Annotated in this window: 10 protein-coding genes and 3 pseudogenes; 4 read left to right on the top strand and 9 right to left on the bottom strand. The window is 50.3% G+C overall.

Annotated features, from left to right (window positions below):
- Window positions 1-77: 77 nt before the first annotated feature.
- A pseudogene (locus ACFEMD_RS06055) lies at window positions 78-679 on the bottom strand (integrase core domain-containing protein); the annotation flags it as partial.
- A 30-nt stretch (window positions 680-709) separates the two neighbouring features.
- Here ACFEMD_RS06055 and ACFEMD_RS06050 point away from each other — a divergent pair.
- Window positions 710-1,336 (top strand): helix-turn-helix domain-containing protein, encoded by a 627-nt coding sequence (locus ACFEMD_RS06050; protein ID WP_394740068.1) that lies wholly within the window; start codon window positions 710-712, stop codon window positions 1,334-1,336.
- A 304-nt stretch (window positions 1,337-1,640) separates the two neighbouring features.
- On the opposite strand, the gene ACFEMD_RS06045 is transcribed toward ACFEMD_RS06050, so the two are convergent.
- Window positions 1,641-3,089: a phenylacetate--CoA ligase family protein gene (locus tag ACFEMD_RS06045; RefSeq protein WP_394740066.1), complete on the bottom strand. Its 1,449-nt coding sequence runs from the start codon at window positions 3,087-3,089 to the stop codon at window positions 1,641-1,643.
- Window positions 3,031-3,864, bottom strand: a complete 834-nt coding sequence (locus ACFEMD_RS06040; RefSeq protein ID WP_394740065.1) for a hypothetical protein — start codon at window positions 3,862-3,864, stop codon at window positions 3,031-3,033. The genes ACFEMD_RS06045 and ACFEMD_RS06040 overlap by 59 nt, the downstream gene beginning before the upstream one ends.
- Before the next feature lie 121 nt (window positions 3,865-3,985).
- Here ACFEMD_RS06040 and ACFEMD_RS06035 point away from each other — a divergent pair.
- Both ACFEMD_RS06035 and ACFEMD_RS06030 read left to right on the top strand, forming a co-directional pair.
- Window positions 3,986-4,475: pseudogene (locus ACFEMD_RS06035) on the top strand (transposase); the annotation flags it as partial.
- Window positions 4,467-5,062: pseudogene (locus ACFEMD_RS06030) on the top strand (sugar phosphate nucleotidyltransferase); the annotation flags it as partial. The pseudogenes ACFEMD_RS06035 and ACFEMD_RS06030, both read left to right, overlap by 9 nt.
- A gap of 1,126 nt (window positions 5,063-6,188) precedes the next feature.
- On the opposite strand, the gene ACFEMD_RS06025 reads toward ACFEMD_RS06030, so the two are convergent.
- The 6 genes from ACFEMD_RS06025 to ACFEMD_RS06000 all read right to left on the bottom strand — a co-directional run bounded on the left by ACFEMD_RS06025 (window position 6,189) and on the right by ACFEMD_RS06000 (window position 15,404).
- Window positions 6,189-6,920: a hypothetical protein gene (locus tag ACFEMD_RS06025; RefSeq protein WP_394740064.1), complete on the bottom strand. Its 732-nt coding sequence runs from the start codon at window positions 6,918-6,920 to the stop codon at window positions 6,189-6,191.
- A gap of 62 nt (window positions 6,921-6,982) precedes the next feature.
- A complete protein-coding gene (locus ACFEMD_RS06020) occupies window positions 6,983-8,578 on the bottom strand; it encodes a hypothetical protein (protein ID WP_394740063.1) in 1,596 nt (531 codons plus the stop codon).
- A 75-nt stretch (window positions 8,579-8,653) separates the two neighbouring features.
- Complete coding sequence (locus ACFEMD_RS06015; RefSeq protein ID WP_394740061.1) at window positions 8,654-10,066, bottom strand: flippase; 1,413 nt, start codon at window positions 10,064-10,066, stop codon at window positions 8,654-8,656.
- A gap of 1,273 nt (window positions 10,067-11,339) precedes the next feature.
- Window positions 11,340-12,179 (bottom strand): succinylglutamate desuccinylase/aspartoacylase domain-containing protein, encoded by an 840-nt coding sequence (locus ACFEMD_RS06010; protein ID WP_394740060.1) that lies wholly within the window; start codon window positions 12,177-12,179, stop codon window positions 11,340-11,342.
- A gap of 187 nt (window positions 12,180-12,366) precedes the next feature.
- The gene (locus ACFEMD_RS06005; RefSeq protein ID WP_394740059.1) at window positions 12,367-13,143 is read right to left on the bottom strand and encodes a hypothetical protein; all 777 of its coding nucleotides are present in this window, start codon (window positions 13,141-13,143) and stop codon (window positions 12,367-12,369) included.
- Window positions 13,144-13,511: 368 nt separating this feature from the next.
- Entirely contained in the window at window positions 13,512-15,404 is a 1,893-nt protein-coding gene (locus tag ACFEMD_RS06000) for an asparagine synthase-related protein (protein ID WP_394740057.1), read from the bottom strand.
- Between the two features lie 1,058 nt (window positions 15,405-16,462).
- Here ACFEMD_RS06000 and ACFEMD_RS05995 point away from each other — a divergent pair.
- Window positions 16,463-19,756, top strand: coding sequence for a hypothetical protein (locus ACFEMD_RS05995; RefSeq protein WP_394740056.1), 3,294 nt, complete (start codon window positions 16,463-16,465; stop codon window positions 19,754-19,756).
- Window positions 19,757-19,823 lie beyond the last annotated feature (67 nt).

Genomic DNA, 19,823 nt, shown 5'->3' with positions numbered 1-19,823 from the left:
TGATGAGTTAAAAATCAAATCTATATAAATGAATGATCTAATTAGTTAACATAGTCTGTCTACTGGCACTGTCTAGTTCAGAACTCCCCAATAGGCGTCTTTCCATCGAGCGATTGATGCGGTCTCCGGCGGTTACAATAATGTACGAACTGTTCGATAAATTCGCGTGCGCTCGCCCGACTGCCTGCCTATGAGTTATGGAAACGGTTAACTTATATTTTGAGGGTATGAATTCTCGATGAGGTTTCTGTCGTCGTAGTTCACTTGGCCGTTTAGTCTTAATCGGGAGAGGGCAGTCCGATAGTCGAATTGATCAACGAGAAACTCATCCTCGGAGAGATCGTGTTTCTCACGAAGTCCACCCAGAAATACAGCTGCCGGATCAGTGCCGTTCGGATCAAATAACGCGACATCGAAATCAGCTTTGTCTCAATGCCTATTGCAGCGTATAATTAAGATCAGTCACTGCTGATCTTGACAACAGTCCCGTCGATAGCGACCCGCTTCGGGTTTGCCTCAGGCAGCTCGTACCGTTGTCAGACGGCCGATGTACCCAATTCCAGACCGTACTATGAAAGCGCTTAACACCTGATTCAGCGAGGATTATCGCTGTCTCTCGAAGAGAACAACCGGTCTGGTGGAGGCGGACGGCGAACGCTCTAGAGTCATCAGCGCAACGAATGAATACGCAGACGACGTTTTCTTCGTAATGAACGGAACACGCCGGTTCAAGCTCGTTGAGCATCTGTCGACCAGAGAGTTTGATCAGGCGATTGATACGACCCAGAAGATGGATGAGACGTGTCTAGTCCGGCGATTATGCTTCGTGAAGAGTCTCTACAACGGACGAACACAGCAACAAGCTAGAGAAGCCGTCGGCGTCTCCCAACCAACGAGTAGTCGCTGGGCACGCGCGTGGAGCGACGGTGGTATCGAGGGACTCCGCCCACGCTTCGGCGGCGGCCGGCCGCCGAGGCTCACCCCAGTGCAGTGGGATGAGTTCTGTGAACTCCTTGAAGACGGCCAACCGTGGACGCCACAGGAGATTCGCACACTCATCGAAGACCGCTACGGCGTCGCCTATCATCCGACGCATCTTGCACAGGATCGGGCCGACGAACTCAATGTCGAGTTCGTCTTCATCCTGCCGTACTCACCGACGCTGAACGCGATCGAACCGCTCTGGAAAGACCTCAAACGCGAAATCTCGCCAGAGATTTTCGCGGACAAAAACCACTTTCGAGAATTCCTCACTGAGATATTTCTCCACTTGAGCCGGCGCTTAATTTCGATAGTGACTGGATCGAGACATTCCTCCCGGATATTCAGGTGTTAAGGTGATCACTCACGGGCGTTCGCCGTCCGCTCGTTCTCCCAAGATTCTCCTAAATCCGCGTCGTAGCCTCGCTGAGTAGGTCTACGAGATTCTAACCAATTCACTCAAATACTATCACTTCTCAAACTGGCTACTAAACAGTGTCCGTAAGTTCCGTAGATCGCCTGGAGTGTGTCGTCTACAAGATCAAGCGTGCCGTGAAACAGTGGATTCTACCGCCTTATGACGATTCAATACAGCCAAATAAAGTCATTATTTAGCAAACATTTGGTGGTCCAACCTCTTATGTGAAGGAAGAGTCAGTCTACGACTCATAGAACGTATTTTCTACTTCTGAGATAGTATATCTATACTTCCCGGATTCATCTCTATCTATCTTCTCAACAAATTTTATTTGAATGTCACAGTCTTCTCCAACAACATTTAACACCTTTGACTTGATTTCATTCAAGTCTTGATTATGCTTTTGCCGGTCTATCTCTTTGGCAGCTATTATTTTTATGATGAATTTTGTGGGCTCCTTTTGGATTATCTGATACTTTTCTATCCAATCTAATTCCATAACTACGCCGATTGTATGTACGAAATAATATGGCGATATTTGCTTTCCGCCTGGTAAAAGGATAGTATCTCCCGTTCGACCAACAATATTTTCTAGTACTGGCCAACCTCGATCACAATTACACTGCGAAATACCACTTGCCTTATCACCTATTTTGTATCGGATCAGTGGCATTGAATAATTCCGAAGAGACGTAATGACTACATCACCTACTTCCCCATCATCGACAGGTGTACCATCCTCTGACAGAATTTCAACAAACACGTTCGGAGCTGCAATATGAAGACCGTTATGCGTGCTGCACTCTGTCGCAATTGCGCCCATCTCTCTGGATCCATACCTATTAATGACAGTAGTATTGAAAACTGACTCGATTTTATCACGCATATGAGGTAACAGCGTGCCTGCTGTAGTCATGACAGTGTTGGGAGAATGAACATTAAGTTGGTTTCTATCGATAAATTTAGATAATTCATAAGCTGCATCCGAATATGAATATATTTGAGCTGGCTTGAACTCATTTATAGATTCAGTATGACTTTTCATCTTCTCGCTATCCATTTCAAAGCAATCTAATACCTTTTCATTTCTTATCCATCCGCCAATTTGTGATTTCAGGGATTCTCTTTTCTTAAATACGTCTCGCTCTGATCCCCATAATCGTATCCTAGGTTTCCCGTAATGATATTCACCCCATTCATTGGTCAACAGTTTCATTGCTTTGTTCCATTCTGAGTATTCATCATCTTGAACAAATTTGGTAGGTTCACCTGTTGATCCACCAGAACGATTAATATACGTATCACGGTTCTCAATATCATCAGCAATCAAATCATCATATCTATCTTTTAGGTGGTTTTTAGTCAGTAATGGTATTTCACCAAACTGGTCTAAGTTGACACGGCCATCGTCAGTGATTATTCCAGTACTATCAAAGGCCTGTCTATAGTAAGGAACTTTATTATACGAATGAGCTATTATATCTTTGAGAGAGTCCCGTTGTTCGGATCTTACTTGTTCACCAGTTTTGTATTGACTTTTCTTCAACTGTTGATATTTGTTGAGCTCGTCTCCTCTTAGTGTTGACAACACTTTCCACAACTTGTTTTTCATAAGAGTATCATGCTTGCTGTCAGTCCCTACCGTTAAGAATCTTCTCAATTGAGCGACGACTTGCCTCCAGTATACCATGTCTTTGTACGGCTAGTCGGTACTTATGTAAGATTGAATTCTCTTTATTCGTATACATATTTAGACCGCCTAGCTGGGTGAAAACCCGATGTTGATCAGTGGAATTTATTTTGTTAGAAAATGAATAGATGTTGTGGTATCTACCTGCACCATCTGCGTCAAAATCAATTAGTCGTCCATGGAAGAGTTTGACTGAACCAACTGCATGCCCTGGGTACCTAGTCATTAAATTATATTCTGGTGGCAATGTTGCGATCCTTAAGTCACTTTCGTACAGTGCTTTTCTAAATGATGGCTGGTTTTGCTTATTCTCTTCTTTCAATAATTCTTTATATCTACTGTTCCACGTTGACAAAAAATTAGAAAAATCCTTTGAATTAATATATGCCAACACACCTGTATTGTATTCTGGAAATGAGCTCGGTACCCCAGTGACCTCATATGTACTTCGATCATGGTTGTGGGCGGCGGCTATATCAAATTTAGTAAGTACGTCAAATAATTCCTCAAATGGTTCATCAGCATATATATCTGTATCCAAGTGGATGGTCTTCTTAAATGGTGATTTTGAAAGATTGTTTATTTGATCACTAAAATCGCTGTTTGAATCTGTTATCTTAACCTTTGTATCAAAAATTCCATGTACTTCATCTTGATCTGTGGCTATCGCTACAGGTATATTTTTAAGTACTGATTTGACAGACTTAGCAGAATGTGCTGCTTCCTCAGTATATTCCTCACCAGTTGCAATATAAAATATTCCTTTTTCACACATGCGTGTGGCTTGTAGAGGTGATATGTATTGCTTGCTGATAAGCCTTTTCTTACTAGAGCGTGTTACGTGGTATAACGTAGTCGCTCATGGTAGAGGATTGTTAGTCAGGTTGCAGCAGTAGCTGGAAGTCACAGCGAGCAATGGTGCGCGTCTACGCCATCCGGCAAAGCATGAGACGTTCGTCTCGGAGTGTCGGGCCGCGGATCTGCTGGCACAGATTCGCTGGCGTAACAGCGTATATTGCCCGCGCTGCCTGCCGAATCGGTGATTTGGTACGGCAGCTATCGAGTGTTCGAGCGATATTGCTGTGAGAATTGTGACCGCACGTTCAACGACCAGACTGGCACTATTTCAAACACTCGGCGGTCAAACCCAGGAAATAGTTTTTTGCTGTCTGCACCTACATCCGGTTCAACACCAGTTTTCGGCAGTTAGACATGAAAATTAATGTCACCTACAAAACGGTGTACCGGCGCGTCCAGTGCTTCCTACGAGCACTGGACGTGCCTCGGCTACAATTTGAATGCCCAGTTGAAACCGACCAACTGTATATTAAAGGTAGACTCAAAGGCCGCGAGCGCGACTCACAGTCGCGCTCGCGTGGTGTAAGCGAACTAATCATCGTTGACAGCTATCTAAAGGACCAGATCATCGACCACTACAGCAACGAGTATCGTGGGATGCTGATCACGTACGCACCAGCGCGAGCAGAAGAGACTCGCTTACGCCTGCTGTACGTCGAGGAACACATCGAGGACGCTTCTGCTGATCCTGTGAGACAACGTCTTCAAGGTGAACCTCGAGGACGTCGTCTGCCGCAGCGGGAGGACCGAGTCGACGCCGGCTTTCTCGTCGAAGAGGTACCCTGGGAGGAAGCCTCCCGGTACGGCGTCTGTGACAGCAATGCGTACGCGAGATCACGGAGATCGTCGAGAAACCCGCGGGGCCACCGTCAAACCTCGTGATGACGGGCTCCTACACGTTCACATCGGCAATCCTCCACACCTGCCATCTCATCCAGACCTCCGATCACGGCGAGTACGAGATCAGCAACACCGTCGACCTGCTGATCCAGAACGGCCGAACGATCGATGCCATCGGCTCCGAGGGCTGACGGATCGACGTCGGCTACCCCGAGGATCGCAACAAGGCCGAGGAACGACTGCAGGACGCAGAGACCCCGGCGACCGCCGACTGAACGGACACTCATCTCACCGCAGCGTGGCCTTGAGAGCGAGAAAAACCACCTAGTGCACGACCCCGAAGCCCACTATCCGTGCTGCTTCCCATCGCGAACGCAGCGTGCTCGCGCCGCGCACGAACCGCAATGGACGTGCAACGGCGCGAGCGACCAGCTCTCGAGGACACCCCATCTTAGAGCCAAGGATCGAGACCAGGTCGTTGTTTATTGACGCTAGTGCAACGTCCATGCTCGCAGCCGAGTCTACTCGGGAGCCCCGCCGGGTCCCCGCGGAGCGCAGGCGCCGCGAACGGTTTGGTCTGTTCCGCCTCGAGCACGTCGAGACAGGCCGCGACGCTGTAGGTTCGATTTCCATCCGAATAGGGCGCGGCGCAGGTGAAATCGCTGTCGATGTGACCGCACTCGAGAAATTGCTCCACTCTCGCCTACTTGTCCGAACAGAGTCCATCGGTGTCGTTATCATTTGCCTACGGCGACTACACGGTTACCGTCGACCGGACGAGCACTGTCTTAGTCAGCCCATCATCGGAACTGGAGACGGAAACTGATGACCGACGACTGCAGCATGAACCGTCCGACCCGCCGAGAGGTCCCATATAGCCAGAGCCAACGAGCAGTATTGAGGAGCAACTGTTGCTCCGAGTCTCTGTATCCGTGTCGACGTTGTCCCAAACACTGCTAACTCAAGCGAAACGAGAGGGGCTGAGAGTAAGTTGATGAGGCCCTAGTTGTTGTACATCGTCCACTCCAAGAGGTGACCGGCCAGCGGGTGTACATGGACTCATATAAGTCTATGATATTATCACCGTAACGTTCTTTTTGACGAAGATTGTTGGTGACTGGGACTGGCGTTCAGTGGTGACGGTAAAGTCAACTTCAGAGATGCTCAGATCAGTGATTTTGCCTGCGCTCACAGGGCTTCCTGTTGCATCGAAACCACCAACGGCTCTCCATCAACAATTTGCTTCACAAGATCGTTACCGTAGACCAGCGGCTCTTGTCTAATAGGTCTGCAAACATCGGGATCCAGAATATCGGATACACCGACGGTATTGATATTTAGAACCTCTCCTTGAAGTAAATAGTAATGGCTTCAATTTCTACTGGCTGTATTCTAGAGGAGTCAGAGATAGAGTTCTTCTACCCTTTTGAATACGATATTAGACGATTCAGCAGAACTATAAGAAGCAGTACTTACAGTAATCGTACTAAGAGATTCTTTACGTTCAGAAGAATCTTCAACGATCTCTCTAATATTATTATATACCTGGTTACATAAATCAGAAGCCTCATCGCTATTTCTATTTGATATTTCTTCAAGACGGCTAGAGTTAGAATTTCTGTTTTCCAGCCGAGATATTGATTCTTCTCCACTGAGTTCAATCAAAACTACGACATGTGTAGGGGAACCAGGATACTTATCAATAATATTACGTAGCAATCCGGAAATGTCTTTCCTGTTACTTGTAAGCAAAATTGACCATAAAGACTGAAACAAGCCTTGATCGAATATTTCAACTCCAGAGGCGGACGCAGATCTTTGATAGATTGTACGTAAATATAAGCAATAGAGGGTTAGCGTTAGAAAATCAGCTAATGACCGCTGCTGAGTCTTGAATATCATTCGTGCTATCTGTGAAGAATGAACCGGATGCCGAAGAATACACAATAGCGCTAGTCCAACCATCATTGAGTATCGTTTGTAATCCGAATCTGTCTGATGCGTCAGTGAATGAGTTCTATTTCTAACTTTGACCCCTTTGGCAGTAAGTTGCTCTTCTAGTTTACGAGCGATCGTTGACTTCCCGGACGCAGGGTTACCTACAAATTCGACAATGATCGGGAACTGTGACACAGATATAGGGTGGCACTATAATTGAATAATAGTACCGATAAGTACTGTGAGATAATAGTGCTTTAATTATAGACATCTGAGCCACTATTACTATAAATTTTATTTCTATTGTTACTTAAGTACTTTTCCAAGTCATAGTTTAGTTGCCAAGTGGAATCGTCTAACTCACTCCCTCTTATGAGAAATTGCTCTTGCGCGCTACGAAGGTAAATATACTCGTATGATTCTTCACTTATGTTCTTATTTAGTAAATTAATATCGAATTGATTGAACTCATTTTCTATATCTATTTCCATTGCTTTGGCAGTAGAAATTCTATCAGTATAGACAGGACTCTCTGAATTCTCTATCATGAATTCTTGACCCATATATTCGTCCTCATCGAGGTAGTATTTATGCTGATTAGGATTATCAGCAATGGCAATAGGTGCAAGGGAAAAAGATAATACTACACCAACAGCTACAAGGATAATAATTGATTTTCTGTTCACCAACGATATAGCGACGACAGAAAGCGGAGCCAAGATTGGCTCGCCCATCAATAATGCTCGTTGTTGTGGTAATATTCCACCGACTGTTGCTACAATATATAAAAATGAAGCAACGGCAGCATAAGAAAGCAGTAAGACACGTTGTTCAGACAATTTGGTATGTTTTATTGAATAAACCCAACCAACTCCAGCCAGTCCCAAAAGAACAATCACATGACTATGCCAAATGAGTGGATCTGAGACGCTCTCTGCTGCCGTTGGCACGACAGATATGCTTTCTGACTGTTCAAATACTCTAGAGAAGGCAGAATAGAGATAATCACCGACATAAATCCACTGGAAAAGTACCAATACCCCTCCCAAAACCATTAAGATTGCCCAGAAATCATATCTCTGTCGTCGACCCTGAGGATCGCTCTGTATTATATTATATTCCCCCAGAATAGATGTTGTCATTATGAAAAATACGATGATTGATATTATGATGGTAGCTAGCTTATGGGAGTAAATAATAGCAACCATCGCTAAAACGACTAGAAGAAGTGGTCTTTGATCGTTATTATCTAGAAACATTGATAAGGAGAAAATAATAACCAGCGTAATCAAAAAAAGATGGTAGTTTGGATTAGGTTCAAACGCAAAATAACGATACATGGGAAGTAGCGATCCTAATCCCGTCGCTGCTATTGATTGGTGTTCGTTCAGTCTTAAGCGGGAAGAGAACAAATATATAAACATAGGCACGAGACCGGCAGCAGCAGCATATATTATAAGGGGGCTAATGTATTCCCCACCAGAAATAAGGTTATATATTGACGGTAGTATATAGAATAGTGGTATGTCGTTATAAAACCCAGAATGAATATAGTCGGTCGTACCCGATTCTACGATACTACGAACTGAGTAAGCAAACCGACTCTGATCAATTCCTATTGTCGAATACGCTATTGCATGGTAATAAATTGAGACTGTAGAAACAATAAAGCTCAAAATGGCAATAATAACACCTTCTTTAGCTTTACTGTATAGGTAGAGCCCCAGGGTCAAAATCACGCAAGAGACCATCGTCATTGGTATAATAATGTGATTTAGATTTAGAAAATAAGCAACAGTAGCTACTGTTGTGATAATAGAAGGAGGTAGGATCAGTAATTTCTGTCGAGCCATTATTCTTTGCTAGAAACTCTTTGGCTACTATAATATGGGTGTTTTGATTATTGACGACGAGGGTTCAATGTACTATTACGAAAATGTTCTTACGACTGATTGTACCTCGGTACGTAACTCATTATTGAGGGCTAGAACAAAGAAATAAATAACAGCACCAAATGAAATGACCATCATTAATAACAGAGCGCTACTGATTTCTATAACTGTTAAGAGAGCCCATAGAACTATTGTCATAACAACAGTTGCGCCTAAACACCAAGTGGCCGTCTTCCAATCAACGGTCACAGTAAGTTCCTGGGAAAGGAACCACCATCTTACTAGGAGACCAAGTGTGAGAGATAGCGTAGTACCGAGTGCAGCACCAGCAAGTCCATAGGTTGGGATCAAAAGCAGATTCAGAGCTATATTTCCAACAATATCTACTATTGACGCGATTGTGACGCGGTCGGCTCGGTCAATTCCCAAAAGGCATTTCCCGATGACAGCACGGATCATTCGCGGTGCTTTCCCAATCATAAGAATAACGAGTGCTGCGGCAGCAACAGTGTATTCTGGTCCGAAAGCGAACTGAAGAATCTCTTCACTGAGAAGCCAGGCACCTCCTGCAGCAGGGAAAACGAATATCAGGCCAGGCGTGATAGCACGTGGTATTAGCCTTTCAAGACTTCTGACTGAATCTTTCGCATTCCAAGCACTGATCTGTGGAAATATTGTTTCGCTTATTGCGCTAATTAATACTTTGAAGGCCTGTGAAACACGCCACGCAAATTCATAGGCAGCGACCGCTGCTGGTGTCATAAATATGCTAATCAAAAAGATATCCATCCAATTATGGACTTCTCCATCAATAGAGGGAATAATACTATAGATTCCGTAACCGATCAGAGACCAACCAAGTGTGACACTGGGTTTGCCAAATGCGGTTCTTTTTCTATAGAAGGACCAAATAAGTTTCACTAGATATCCAAAGATTAGTGAATATACAAGACCGTAAAGGCCATAACCTACTGTAGTAAGAATAGCACCTGCTCCGACCCAAGAGACTGCATATGCTAACTGTATGATAGCTGTATCACCCACACGAAGTTCTCCGCGAATTGTTGCGATGAACAGGCCACTCAATTCTCGAACTACGAGAGCAATCACTAACAGCAATGTCAAATCTTCGCCAAGATACATTAGTAAGTAGTCAGACGCGAATATCAGAAAAATAGAGACAACGGTTAGCAAAGCGATTTTTATTAAAAATCCAGTTGTGAGATATTTTGATTTATTAGTTCCTTCACTTATCCTTTTCTCAACAGCTAGACGAATTCCTAAATTAGACGGTATTACAAGGAAGGAAAGGACAGCCTGGAACATGAAAAAGACTCCGAGTTCTGTTGCACCGACAGTTCGAGCAAAATAAGCTAACCCGAGAAACTTAATCCCAGACGATAAAGACCTTGCAGAAAGTATTTTAGCACCAGATTTTATTAGATCCATTAATTGTGGATTATTAGCTCGAAACCTATGTGTTTCGAAATCGTAGTCTCCTATGTAGAACTATCTGATATGGAATATCAATATTTTCCTGAGTTAGCATGACCAATACTCTCCAGATAATCAAATTTAACGGTAATATCTTACCAGAAGTTCTTTTTTATCTCACCTGATGTTTCTTTGAGATTTGACTGCGGTGGAGTTTCTGTGCTAAATACTAATTGAAATACAACTCAATCGTTGTCAGTCTGATGAATTTAGAACTGGCTGATCTACTTGCATTAATATTAGTAGTTCCCATCGAATCAGAAGTTAGTTAGAGTTGATGAGGTTAGATTCTCGGGAAGCATCTAGACAGGTGTATGAAGTTCCTCTACCATCCAGACACTGTGTCTTACGTCCTCTGACTCCGAGACCTTAGCGCTTGATCTCTGCTCTGAGAACCCGATTCTCAGAGTCGAAGCTGCAATCTTCGACTCCAGGAACTACAGGCTTGCCAAACTTCACACCGTCCCGACTGCTGAACTCGAAGCTACTGTCAATCGCCTTCTCTGCCACCAGGCAGCAATGGTCTTCGGTCCCGGTCCGAGGATCATCTGTCTCGACTTCGTTGATATCCATTATCACGGCTGTTCACACGCTGATGATGGAGAAACCTGTCACATGAAATCTCGCGATGGCACCCCCAGTGCCATCGCTACCTTGCTGGATTCGTCCTTTGTCAGGCGAGACCACTCGTTGTCGCAGTCACGCCTGTCCGTAGTGAGGAACCGAAAAGCGGCGTAGTCGAGCGCCTGTCTGACCACGTCGCGGCCCTGCTGTTCGATGTCACTGGATTCCTCGCCAACCGTGGGTTCTACGACGGAACGTCCCTCTCGGACAACTACTGGTGCTGTCTCGACCAAATTCAAACGGTGCAAGCGAACGTGAACATGGATACACTCGGCCTCGAGAGCGACGAGGAAGCTCAGTCCGGCTAGATGTTCGTCTTCGACATCGAACTAGAGGGCGGTGACGTCTGTTGGGTACTGTATGGTGGCGACGGTGACAGCTACACCCGTGGCCGGGCGGCAGCCGACTACTCGCTTGAGTACCCCGAACTCAGAGGAGAGCCCCGGGTCTGCAGGTCCGCAGTCACGACGTCAATCACACCTTCGAACTCGGCGAGTGACGATGACTTCCCAGAGCCCAGACCGGAGAAACCGAAGTGCGATTTTTTGTAAGCCATCGTTGTCACCGCAAGAGTATAGCCCTCAAGTCCGTGTACGAGAGAGCGTTAGTCCGGCGTGTACTCGGCCACGATACCGTGGTGTCCAAGCAGGTCTGCCGCGATTGCTTCGGACCACCTGGTCCGAGTCGCGAGATCGGTGCCGTGGCGAGTCACCTCCGTCAGATAGCCGGCTCGACCGAGATCAGCCGCGACCTTGTGGATGAGACGGGGATGCTCGCCGCCAAGCGTATTCCCTACTGTGAACTCGTAGGCGCTGTCGTACTCCTCGGAGGCGTGGATCAACTCATCGTTCAGCGAGCGATTGACCCGACCTGCGATCTCTCGAGACCCGCCCGCAGCGGACGGAAAGATCGCTTGGCCGAACCCGCTGGGTCCACGAGACGATCCCCAGATACCCATCGAACTATGCATGTCGATGACGGCCGCAGGATCCATTTCGGTGATGAACTCCCAGATCGCCTCGGCGATTGACGTTGTCGGCGACCGACCCGACGGGAACTGCTGGTTAAGATCACCATCGGGACCGCTATACGTACTGTTACGAACCGCGGGTGCGTTGGCCTCGGGAATCACGACGAGCGTTCCCTGATCGAACTCCCACTCGCGGACTGTGTGTGCAGCGTCGATTCCAGCCCGTTCGCTGCCGTGCACACCACCAAGGACGACCACGGTCTCACCCGCCGTCGGCGCCTCACGGATATAGGCCGGCGTCTCGTAGCGCGTTCCCGAACGCAGCGTTCGAACCTCCTCGGTGACCGACTCCCCAGCACTGACGGTCCCGAGCGTAAACGACCCGAGTACCGTCGCCGAGCCGCCGACGACAAGCGCTCGTCGGCTGGTAGTTGCTCGTTGCTGTGAGTTCTTTGTTGCCGATCTGTCTTGCATTGTAACCATCCAAGAAAAATTGACTATAGTATATAAAATTAGTACAATTCATACAGTGAGTAAGAACTATATGTGAGGTACCAAGACACACATCTCACCAACTCGGAACGTCGTCGACCGGGAACACTGTAGCCTTCCCAAAAGAAGGTCCTATACGCGGGTTATCGGCCGGTCTGTCCTCCCTGACTCACTCCTCGACGATCTGGTCGGCTTCGAACTCGACACGATATGCAGCCGTCTCAGCACACTGATCGAGCGAGAAACTGTGCTCGGAACTGCTCTCCGGATCAAGGCTGAACCGTGCAGCGTCACTAGAGAGATGATTTTCATCGGCATCGGTGATCATCCCAACCCCCTCGTAGTAGAGTTCGGCAGTTGCCGACGTATTGTCCATCTCGACGTTGATGTTACAGAGGTGTGAGCCCTCGGAGGACTCCCAAACGAACTCGTGGTCGACCTCGAGCAGATCCTCTAGCTCGTCATCGAGCACGAGCTCTGCATCCAGTTCGTCCGGCTCTGACGGGTCGTCATCGGTGTCGTCCTCATCCGTCTCGTCGGCCTCCCCGTCTTCAGATTCCTCATCAGCGTCTTCATCCGCAGGTTCCTCGTCGTCGGTCTCCTCGTCTGCTTCCTCATCGGTATCGTCGTCGACTGGTTCCTCATCATCAGCGTCTTCACCCGCTTCCTCGCCCGTATCGTCGTCAGTTGGGTCCTCATCATCGGCGTCGTCATCCGCTTCCTCATCGGTATCGTCATCGGCAGGATCCTCATCACCGACGTCGTCCGTCTCTTCGGGTTCGTCATCGACCGGTTCGTCACCGTTGCCGTCGGCTGGCTCATCGTCGGCCTCGGTTGTTGCCCCGTCGTCAGTATCATCCGACTCATCGTCGTCGGGAGATGTACAACCGGCAAGGACCCCGACTACCGAGACACCTGTGACTTTCGTGAAAAGCCGTCTGTTCATACTTGTATATGTTTCCTTTGATTAATAAATCTATTCAATAAGATTGAAATCACTCTGTGCCTCGGTTAGCTCAGAGCGTCCTCAATACAGGTTCCTGTTGAGGGAATTCTCGCTCTCGGTCATACCTCAGCGTCGCGACCTGTCCTCAGTGTGGCCTTGCTGCTCCCAGCGTCCCGTGGCAGCAGCCAGCGGATCCTCCGACAGACGAGTGGCAGATCCCGGCTGTCGGGCCTGCCAGCGGAGCCTGCTCAGAACTGAGAAAGCGGTGTAGTGACAGCGGGAACTACCATTTCGAAGTAGAGACCGACTATGGATCGTGATGTCCAACGGGGAGACCGGCTACCACCGATACCGGTCGTAGACGCTTCTCAGTCATCCTCGTCTACTACTGTCCGCGGACGACGAACCCCGGTGGGGTTTGAGTTCGCTTCACCATCAAGAAGCTGTTCGGTCACCGGCATCGTCAACACCGTCAACAGCGTGTAGAGTTCACCGATATAGTTCTCTCCGTTGCAGTGATCCCGGTACAGCTCGTGGATCGCGTTCGCGTCCGGGCCAGGAGAGGCGTCGGCCAACCGCCCGTACTTGCTGAGCACTTCGGTCGGGAACTCGAACGAGCGAAGCAGTTCAACATCGTCCAGCCACGGACCGTCGGTCATATACGGTTCCGGTGGCGATCGGGTGGACAGATGCTTCTGCCAGAGCTCTAAGAGGTGTTCGCCGATATACTGGATCGGAAACGGCCGCGAGAGTGCCACTCCGGTACTGGCATGAGGGATCGCCGCGAGAGATGGGTCAAGCCGAGCGACCGCCTGGCCAACGAGATCTCGCTGGAGCCGGTATCGGGGCGGCATCGACAGCGAGAGGTCCAACAACCGGTTGTCGAGAAACGGCGACCGGTACGGGAGCATCCGCCGAAGATCGCTGTGAACCCGCATATCGTCGTCGTTCGAGAGCGGGTAACAGCTCCCGTAGTAGACCAGGTCCTCGAGCGACTCGTAGGTGACCCCGTGGTGGATGATTCGGTCACCGTCACGGTAGATGTTCGACTCGAGGATCGTCCGGAGATCGGTCGGCATGTCGAGGTTGTCGTGGGCCCGCTCGAGCAGCAGGTCGATGTACTCGCCGATCGTATCGATCGAACGCTCGATCGGGACCGCCATCGAACCCAGCGGTCCAAGTGACACCCTCGGCGATGGGACGCTGTAGCCGCTGAACAACGAGTCGCTGTACAGCCCCGAGAACAGACCATCCACGCGCTCAGTGATCTCAGCTTCAAACCCACTCGTATAGGGCTGACTGAACCAGCCGTTGAACGAATCGGCCCACCGGTTGCGCTTGAGTGCCTGGATCCGGTAGGCCGCGCCGCGTTCAAGCAGATGGAACTCAGCACCGGCCTGGAGGGCGATCTGAATCGCAGTCCGGGCCTCACGATTGATCCAGTCGTTCATATGGAACGCGGTCGCATCGTCGAGAGCCGCCAGGATGAGCCGCGAATCCCGTCCCCCCGACAACAACACGCCGTACTTGTGGTCGTCTCGTACCCAGTCGTTGATCACCGTCTGGAACCGAGCGGCGAACTCCTCGACAAACCACTCGAAGGGCTCCGCACGCGGCTGGTAGTGGGGACGCCAGTACTGGTCGGTCCGGATCGAACGCTCGTCGAGCACGACTGAGGTGATCGTTCCCGGTTCGAACTTCTCGACTCCCTCGAGCGGTGTTTTGACGCCGAACGTACATCGGAACGCGAGATACTCGTGAAGATAGGCCGGATGATACGCGGTATCGACTGCCGGATGGAACGGAAGGTACTGGATGTTCGTCGAGAAAACAATGGCACCGTCGTCGGTCTGCGTCCAGTAGATGGGGACCGTCCCGAACCGATCGGTACAGATGGCAAAACGTTGGCGAGTCTCATCGTAGAGTAACAACGTATAGTTCCCGTTGAGTTCCTCGAGGAACTCGAAGCCCGACTGTTCATAGAGGGACAGACAGAACTCTGCGGAGGTGAGGTGGTCGGGTCTGGCCCTGTAGGCCTCCGAACCGTCGCGTCCGGTGACACTGCGACCGTAGACCTCGCCGATGAGCCAGCACCGGACCGAGTCAGTTCCGGCAGTTGTCGGCTGATCGTTCCTTTGAGAAGTTGCAACTGCAACGTCGTCGGTCGTGTACCGCAGTAATTGAGTCCCAGGAAGCCATTCCTCGAATATCCCCTTCTTCAGTGATCCGTCGATAGAAACCACACCATGTGCTATCGTCATCGAAAACCACAAATGAGTGCGTTATCAGACGAATTAGCCTTGGATAGAGATATAGAGCCACCAGATCTGGTTATACCGCGGCTTTGCCTCCAAAAAGATGTCATTGTTCGAGCAAACCAACTCTGCTCGGAGCAAAGCGCTTCAGAAGAACCGACGATAACCGAAATACAGTCCCCAATTCTCGTCATCTCTGTTTTATAGATGGAAGTGTGTAGTATAAGTTTTTTGCCAGCAAGAGCGGAAGCATTTGTGCAAAACTTGTCTCGCGAAAGCAATCAGGCTACGCCAATATTCATAATGAGTCCGGACGGTATGGGATGCCGTCCACTACTTGCCCTGCAGCCTTACTCTCATTCACACTGTTGAAATAATAGAATAAATAGTCTTCTATGTTCCGTAGAGGATAAATGCTTTATATTATGGGTCATTCTATCTTCAGGTAATATAGTCTATCCGAACGACGATCAACTCAATAACTGAAGGCTACAATAGTATAGTTTCAGAAATCAATCTAGCAGCAATACACTAATACAAGACAACATGGGACGACGACCGGAAACCCAACACAACGGGCACGGAACGGGTAGCGTGAGCAACGCGACGAGGAATACGGGGATGCAAAGATGACCCCAGCAGTACTCGATCTCGCGGACGACGACCATCAGCAGAACCTGAACAATCGATCCGGTTTCGAGTTCGAGACGACCGAGGCCATCAATGGACTCGAGTGTCGTCTCTCTGCTTGGACGACAGGCGCTCTTACAGCGTACCTGACTGACGGGTCAGGTAACATCCTCGAGCGACAGTCGATCGCGACGCTCAGTCCCGGAGAGACGTTTACGCTCGAGACCGAACTCGAGGCCGACGAGACCTACTGGATCCTCTGTGATGCCCGGGGGTATGAGTATGGGCGGGGTCGAGCGGCGGTTGACTATCCGATCGAGAGCGACTCACTGGTCGCGATGACCGGGGTGTTCACCGGCGATGGGTTAACAACGAGTAATTATCGTTACTGTGTCGATCGGATCAGTCCGGCGTTCGGTGGTGAGACACTTGACTTGGGAAGCGACGAGGAGTCACAGTCGTGGAGCGGCTTAGATCAGCCATCCGGGGTTCGCATTCAAGCGACCACGGACGTCACGGAGTTCGACTGTCGGTTGTCTGCAGCCACCAGCGGTGTCACCGAGGCGTATCTGGCTGACGACTCTGGGGACGTTATCGACCAGCAGTCGATCACCAATCTCGGAAGCGGAGAGAGCTTCTCGTTCGATACCGGGCTTGTCGCTGACGAGGCCTACTGGGTGCTGTGTGACGCAGACGGAGACAGCTACGTTCGTGGTCGTGCTGGAGCAGACTATCCACTGGAGAGCGACTCACTCATAGCGACAAACGGAATTTACGGTGGGGATATGGAAACCGGGGGCTATCGCTACTGTATCGATCAGATTCAGATTCCGGACGTAGACGAACCAACCGGCCAGGCTCTGAACCTCGGAACTGACGATGAGGGGCAATCCTGGGACAGCTTAGACGACTGGTCCGGCGTTCGTGTCCAGGTTACTGAATCCATCCACGGACTTGAGTGTCGACTTTCGACAGAGACCGAGGATGTCACGACGGCATATCTGACGACGGACGGTGGTAGCGTTCTTGAACGACAAACGGTCGCGACACTTGACGGAGGCGATACGTTCGCGTTCGAGAGTTCGCTTGAGCCAGGCGAGGCCTACCGAATCGTCTTCGACGCTCGCGGTCGGAGCTACGTTCGTGGCCGAGCGGCAGCCGACTACCCTATCGAAGGTACCGCCCTGGATATCACACACGGGATCTACGGTGGCAGTCAGCAAACCGAGAGCTATCGGTACTGTGTCGATCGAATCGTCCCGCAACAGACGAACTTTGTGACGCCAGACTCGCCGGGTACAACGGATCTCCTCAATCTGGGTTCGGACGACGAGGCCCAGTCCGGGTTCACGAGCTGGTCCGGTGTTCGCGTCGAACTCACGGAAGCGGTTCATGGCCTTCAATGTCGACTCTCCGACGAGACCGACGTCACCACGGCCTATCTCACCGACGACTCCGGAAACGTTCTCTCTCAACAGTCAGTTGCTGACGTAGAGTCTGGCGGAACGTTCGTATTCGATGATGTACTAGCCGCTGGTGAAGCGTACTGGGTCCTCTGTGATAGTGACGGTGAGAGCTACACTCGAGGACGAGCTCAAGCCGACTATCCAATCGAGAGCAACAATTTCGTCGCAACACACGGGATCTACACCGGGGAATCGCACACCACTAGTTATCGGTACTGTATCGACCAAATAGAGACACTTCAGGGGCACGACGACGTCGATACACTGAGTCTGGGGAACGATGCGGAGGGCCAGTCAGGGTTTACGAGTTGGTCCGGCGTTCGTGTCGAAGTCGCGGAAGTAGCTCACGGGCTGCAGTGTCGGCTCTCTACCGAAACCGACGTCACCACTGCTTATCTCACGGACGACTCCGGAAACATCCTCTCTCAGCAATCAGTTGCTGATTTAGAGCCGGGTGAGACGTTTATGTTCGATACCGGGCTCGGTGTTGACGAGGTCTACTGGATTCTGTGTGACGGGGATGGTGACGCTTATACTCGGGGCCGCACAGCCGTCGACTACCCACTCGAGAGCGACTATCTCTCGGCGACACACGGGATCTACACCGGTGAGTCTCTCACCACTAGCTATCGGTACTGTATCGATCAAATTCAAACGGTACAGGCGAACGCGAACGTGGATACACTCAGTCTCGGAAGCGACGAGGAAGCTCAATCCGGGTTCACGGACTGGTCCGGTGTCCGCATTCAGGCAACGGAGCCCATCCGTGGTCTGCAGTGTCGCCTCTCCGGAGAAACGGACGTTACGGCGGCATATCTGACGGACGATTCCGGAAACGTTCTTCGGCAACAGTCAATCGAGGGCTTCAACCCCGGAGACACGTTCGTCTTCGATGTCGAACTCGAGGCTGATGACGTCTGTTGGGTGCTGTGTGACAGCGATGGCGAGAGCTACACCCGGGGGCGAGCAGCGACCGACTACCCACTCGAGAGTGAGTTAGTCTCGGTTACACACGGCATCTATACCGGTGAGTCGCTCACTGAGAGCTACCGGTACTGCATCGATCAGATTCAAACGACGCTGGCAGGTAGTGGACTGACGTCCTCCCTCGAGAACCGCTCGCTCGACGTCACGACCGTCGACGTCGTCGAAGAACCTTCGATCGACGAGAGCGGAGACTTGGCCGCGGAACTCCTCGCGTATATTACTGCCCAAAACGAGGTCAACCACGAGTTCGTCCTGCCGGCGGGGACATACAACTGGAACACCGAGTTCGTTCTCTCCGATCCGATCGAGTACCTTGAAATCAGAGGAGAGCCACGAGCGACTCTCCAGGTCCGAAACCATAGCGTCAATGTCGCGTTCGAACTCGGTACCTGGGCTGACGATAACCCGCCCCAACACGTTGTCCTCCAGGATTTCGACCTCGACATTGCCGACCAATCGGAGCGAGACACCGGATTCATTACGGCACACGTCGGTCGCTGTCTGATCGACAACGTCGAGCTTGTCGGCTCGCGCTGGCGACACGGTCCACAGGGCGGCGGCCGGTACACCTGTCTGATCAACACGCGCGATCCGGAGATGCTCTCGATGGTTCGCAACCTCAGCTTCCCCGATGGTGAAATCGCCGACTCCGACGAGCCGTCAGTCGGACACTCGATCGGGTTCAGTGCCGACCCACCACACGAGGGGATCAACATCTGGCAGCAGTGTTATGTCGAGGAGTACGTCGACAACGGATTCTACGTGAGTAACAGTGACGGCGAGAACCTCATCGTCCACGGGACGGCGGTCAACTGCGGAAACGGCACCCTCCGAATCGGCGCCGCCGACGAGGCTCGAGACTGTAAGGTCCTTTTGGATGCGGCTTCCGACCAGATCTATCCCGGTGCCGGCCTCTGGTTCCAGGGTGGCGAACCGCTTGCTGAACGAATCGAGATCGACGGCAGTGACGCCCAGAACGACATCTTCAGAATCAACAGCGACGCCGACGGGGGCCAGATCACCGGTCTCGACCTCTTCTGTGGGCCGCCCGTCGATGCACCAGCGATCCGAGCTACATACACCAGTGACACGGACCCATCCGGTGTGCTCATCGAGAATTTCACCGTCGAAGACGTGACTACGGCAAACGACAACGGCAGCGTCAGCATTCGTCGTCCGGATATCACGCTGAGCTCGGGCCAGATCAACGCCGAAAACCGACCGGCACTCGGTGGAGGCTACGATCCAGAGCTCGATGACGTTGATTTACTGTAGGTAATCGACTTTTGTATTGAGTTTTTTGCACTGAGCCACACGAAAGGTTCGTCCTCAGTGCTCTACA

This window comes from Natronococcus roseus, assembly GCF_043677095.1.
Taxonomy (GTDB): domain Archaea; phylum Halobacteriota; class Halobacteria; order Halobacteriales; family Natrialbaceae; genus Natronococcus; species Natronococcus roseus.
Note: the sequence above shows the minus strand (reverse complement) of the source record. Positions and strands in the feature narration are given on the sequence as shown.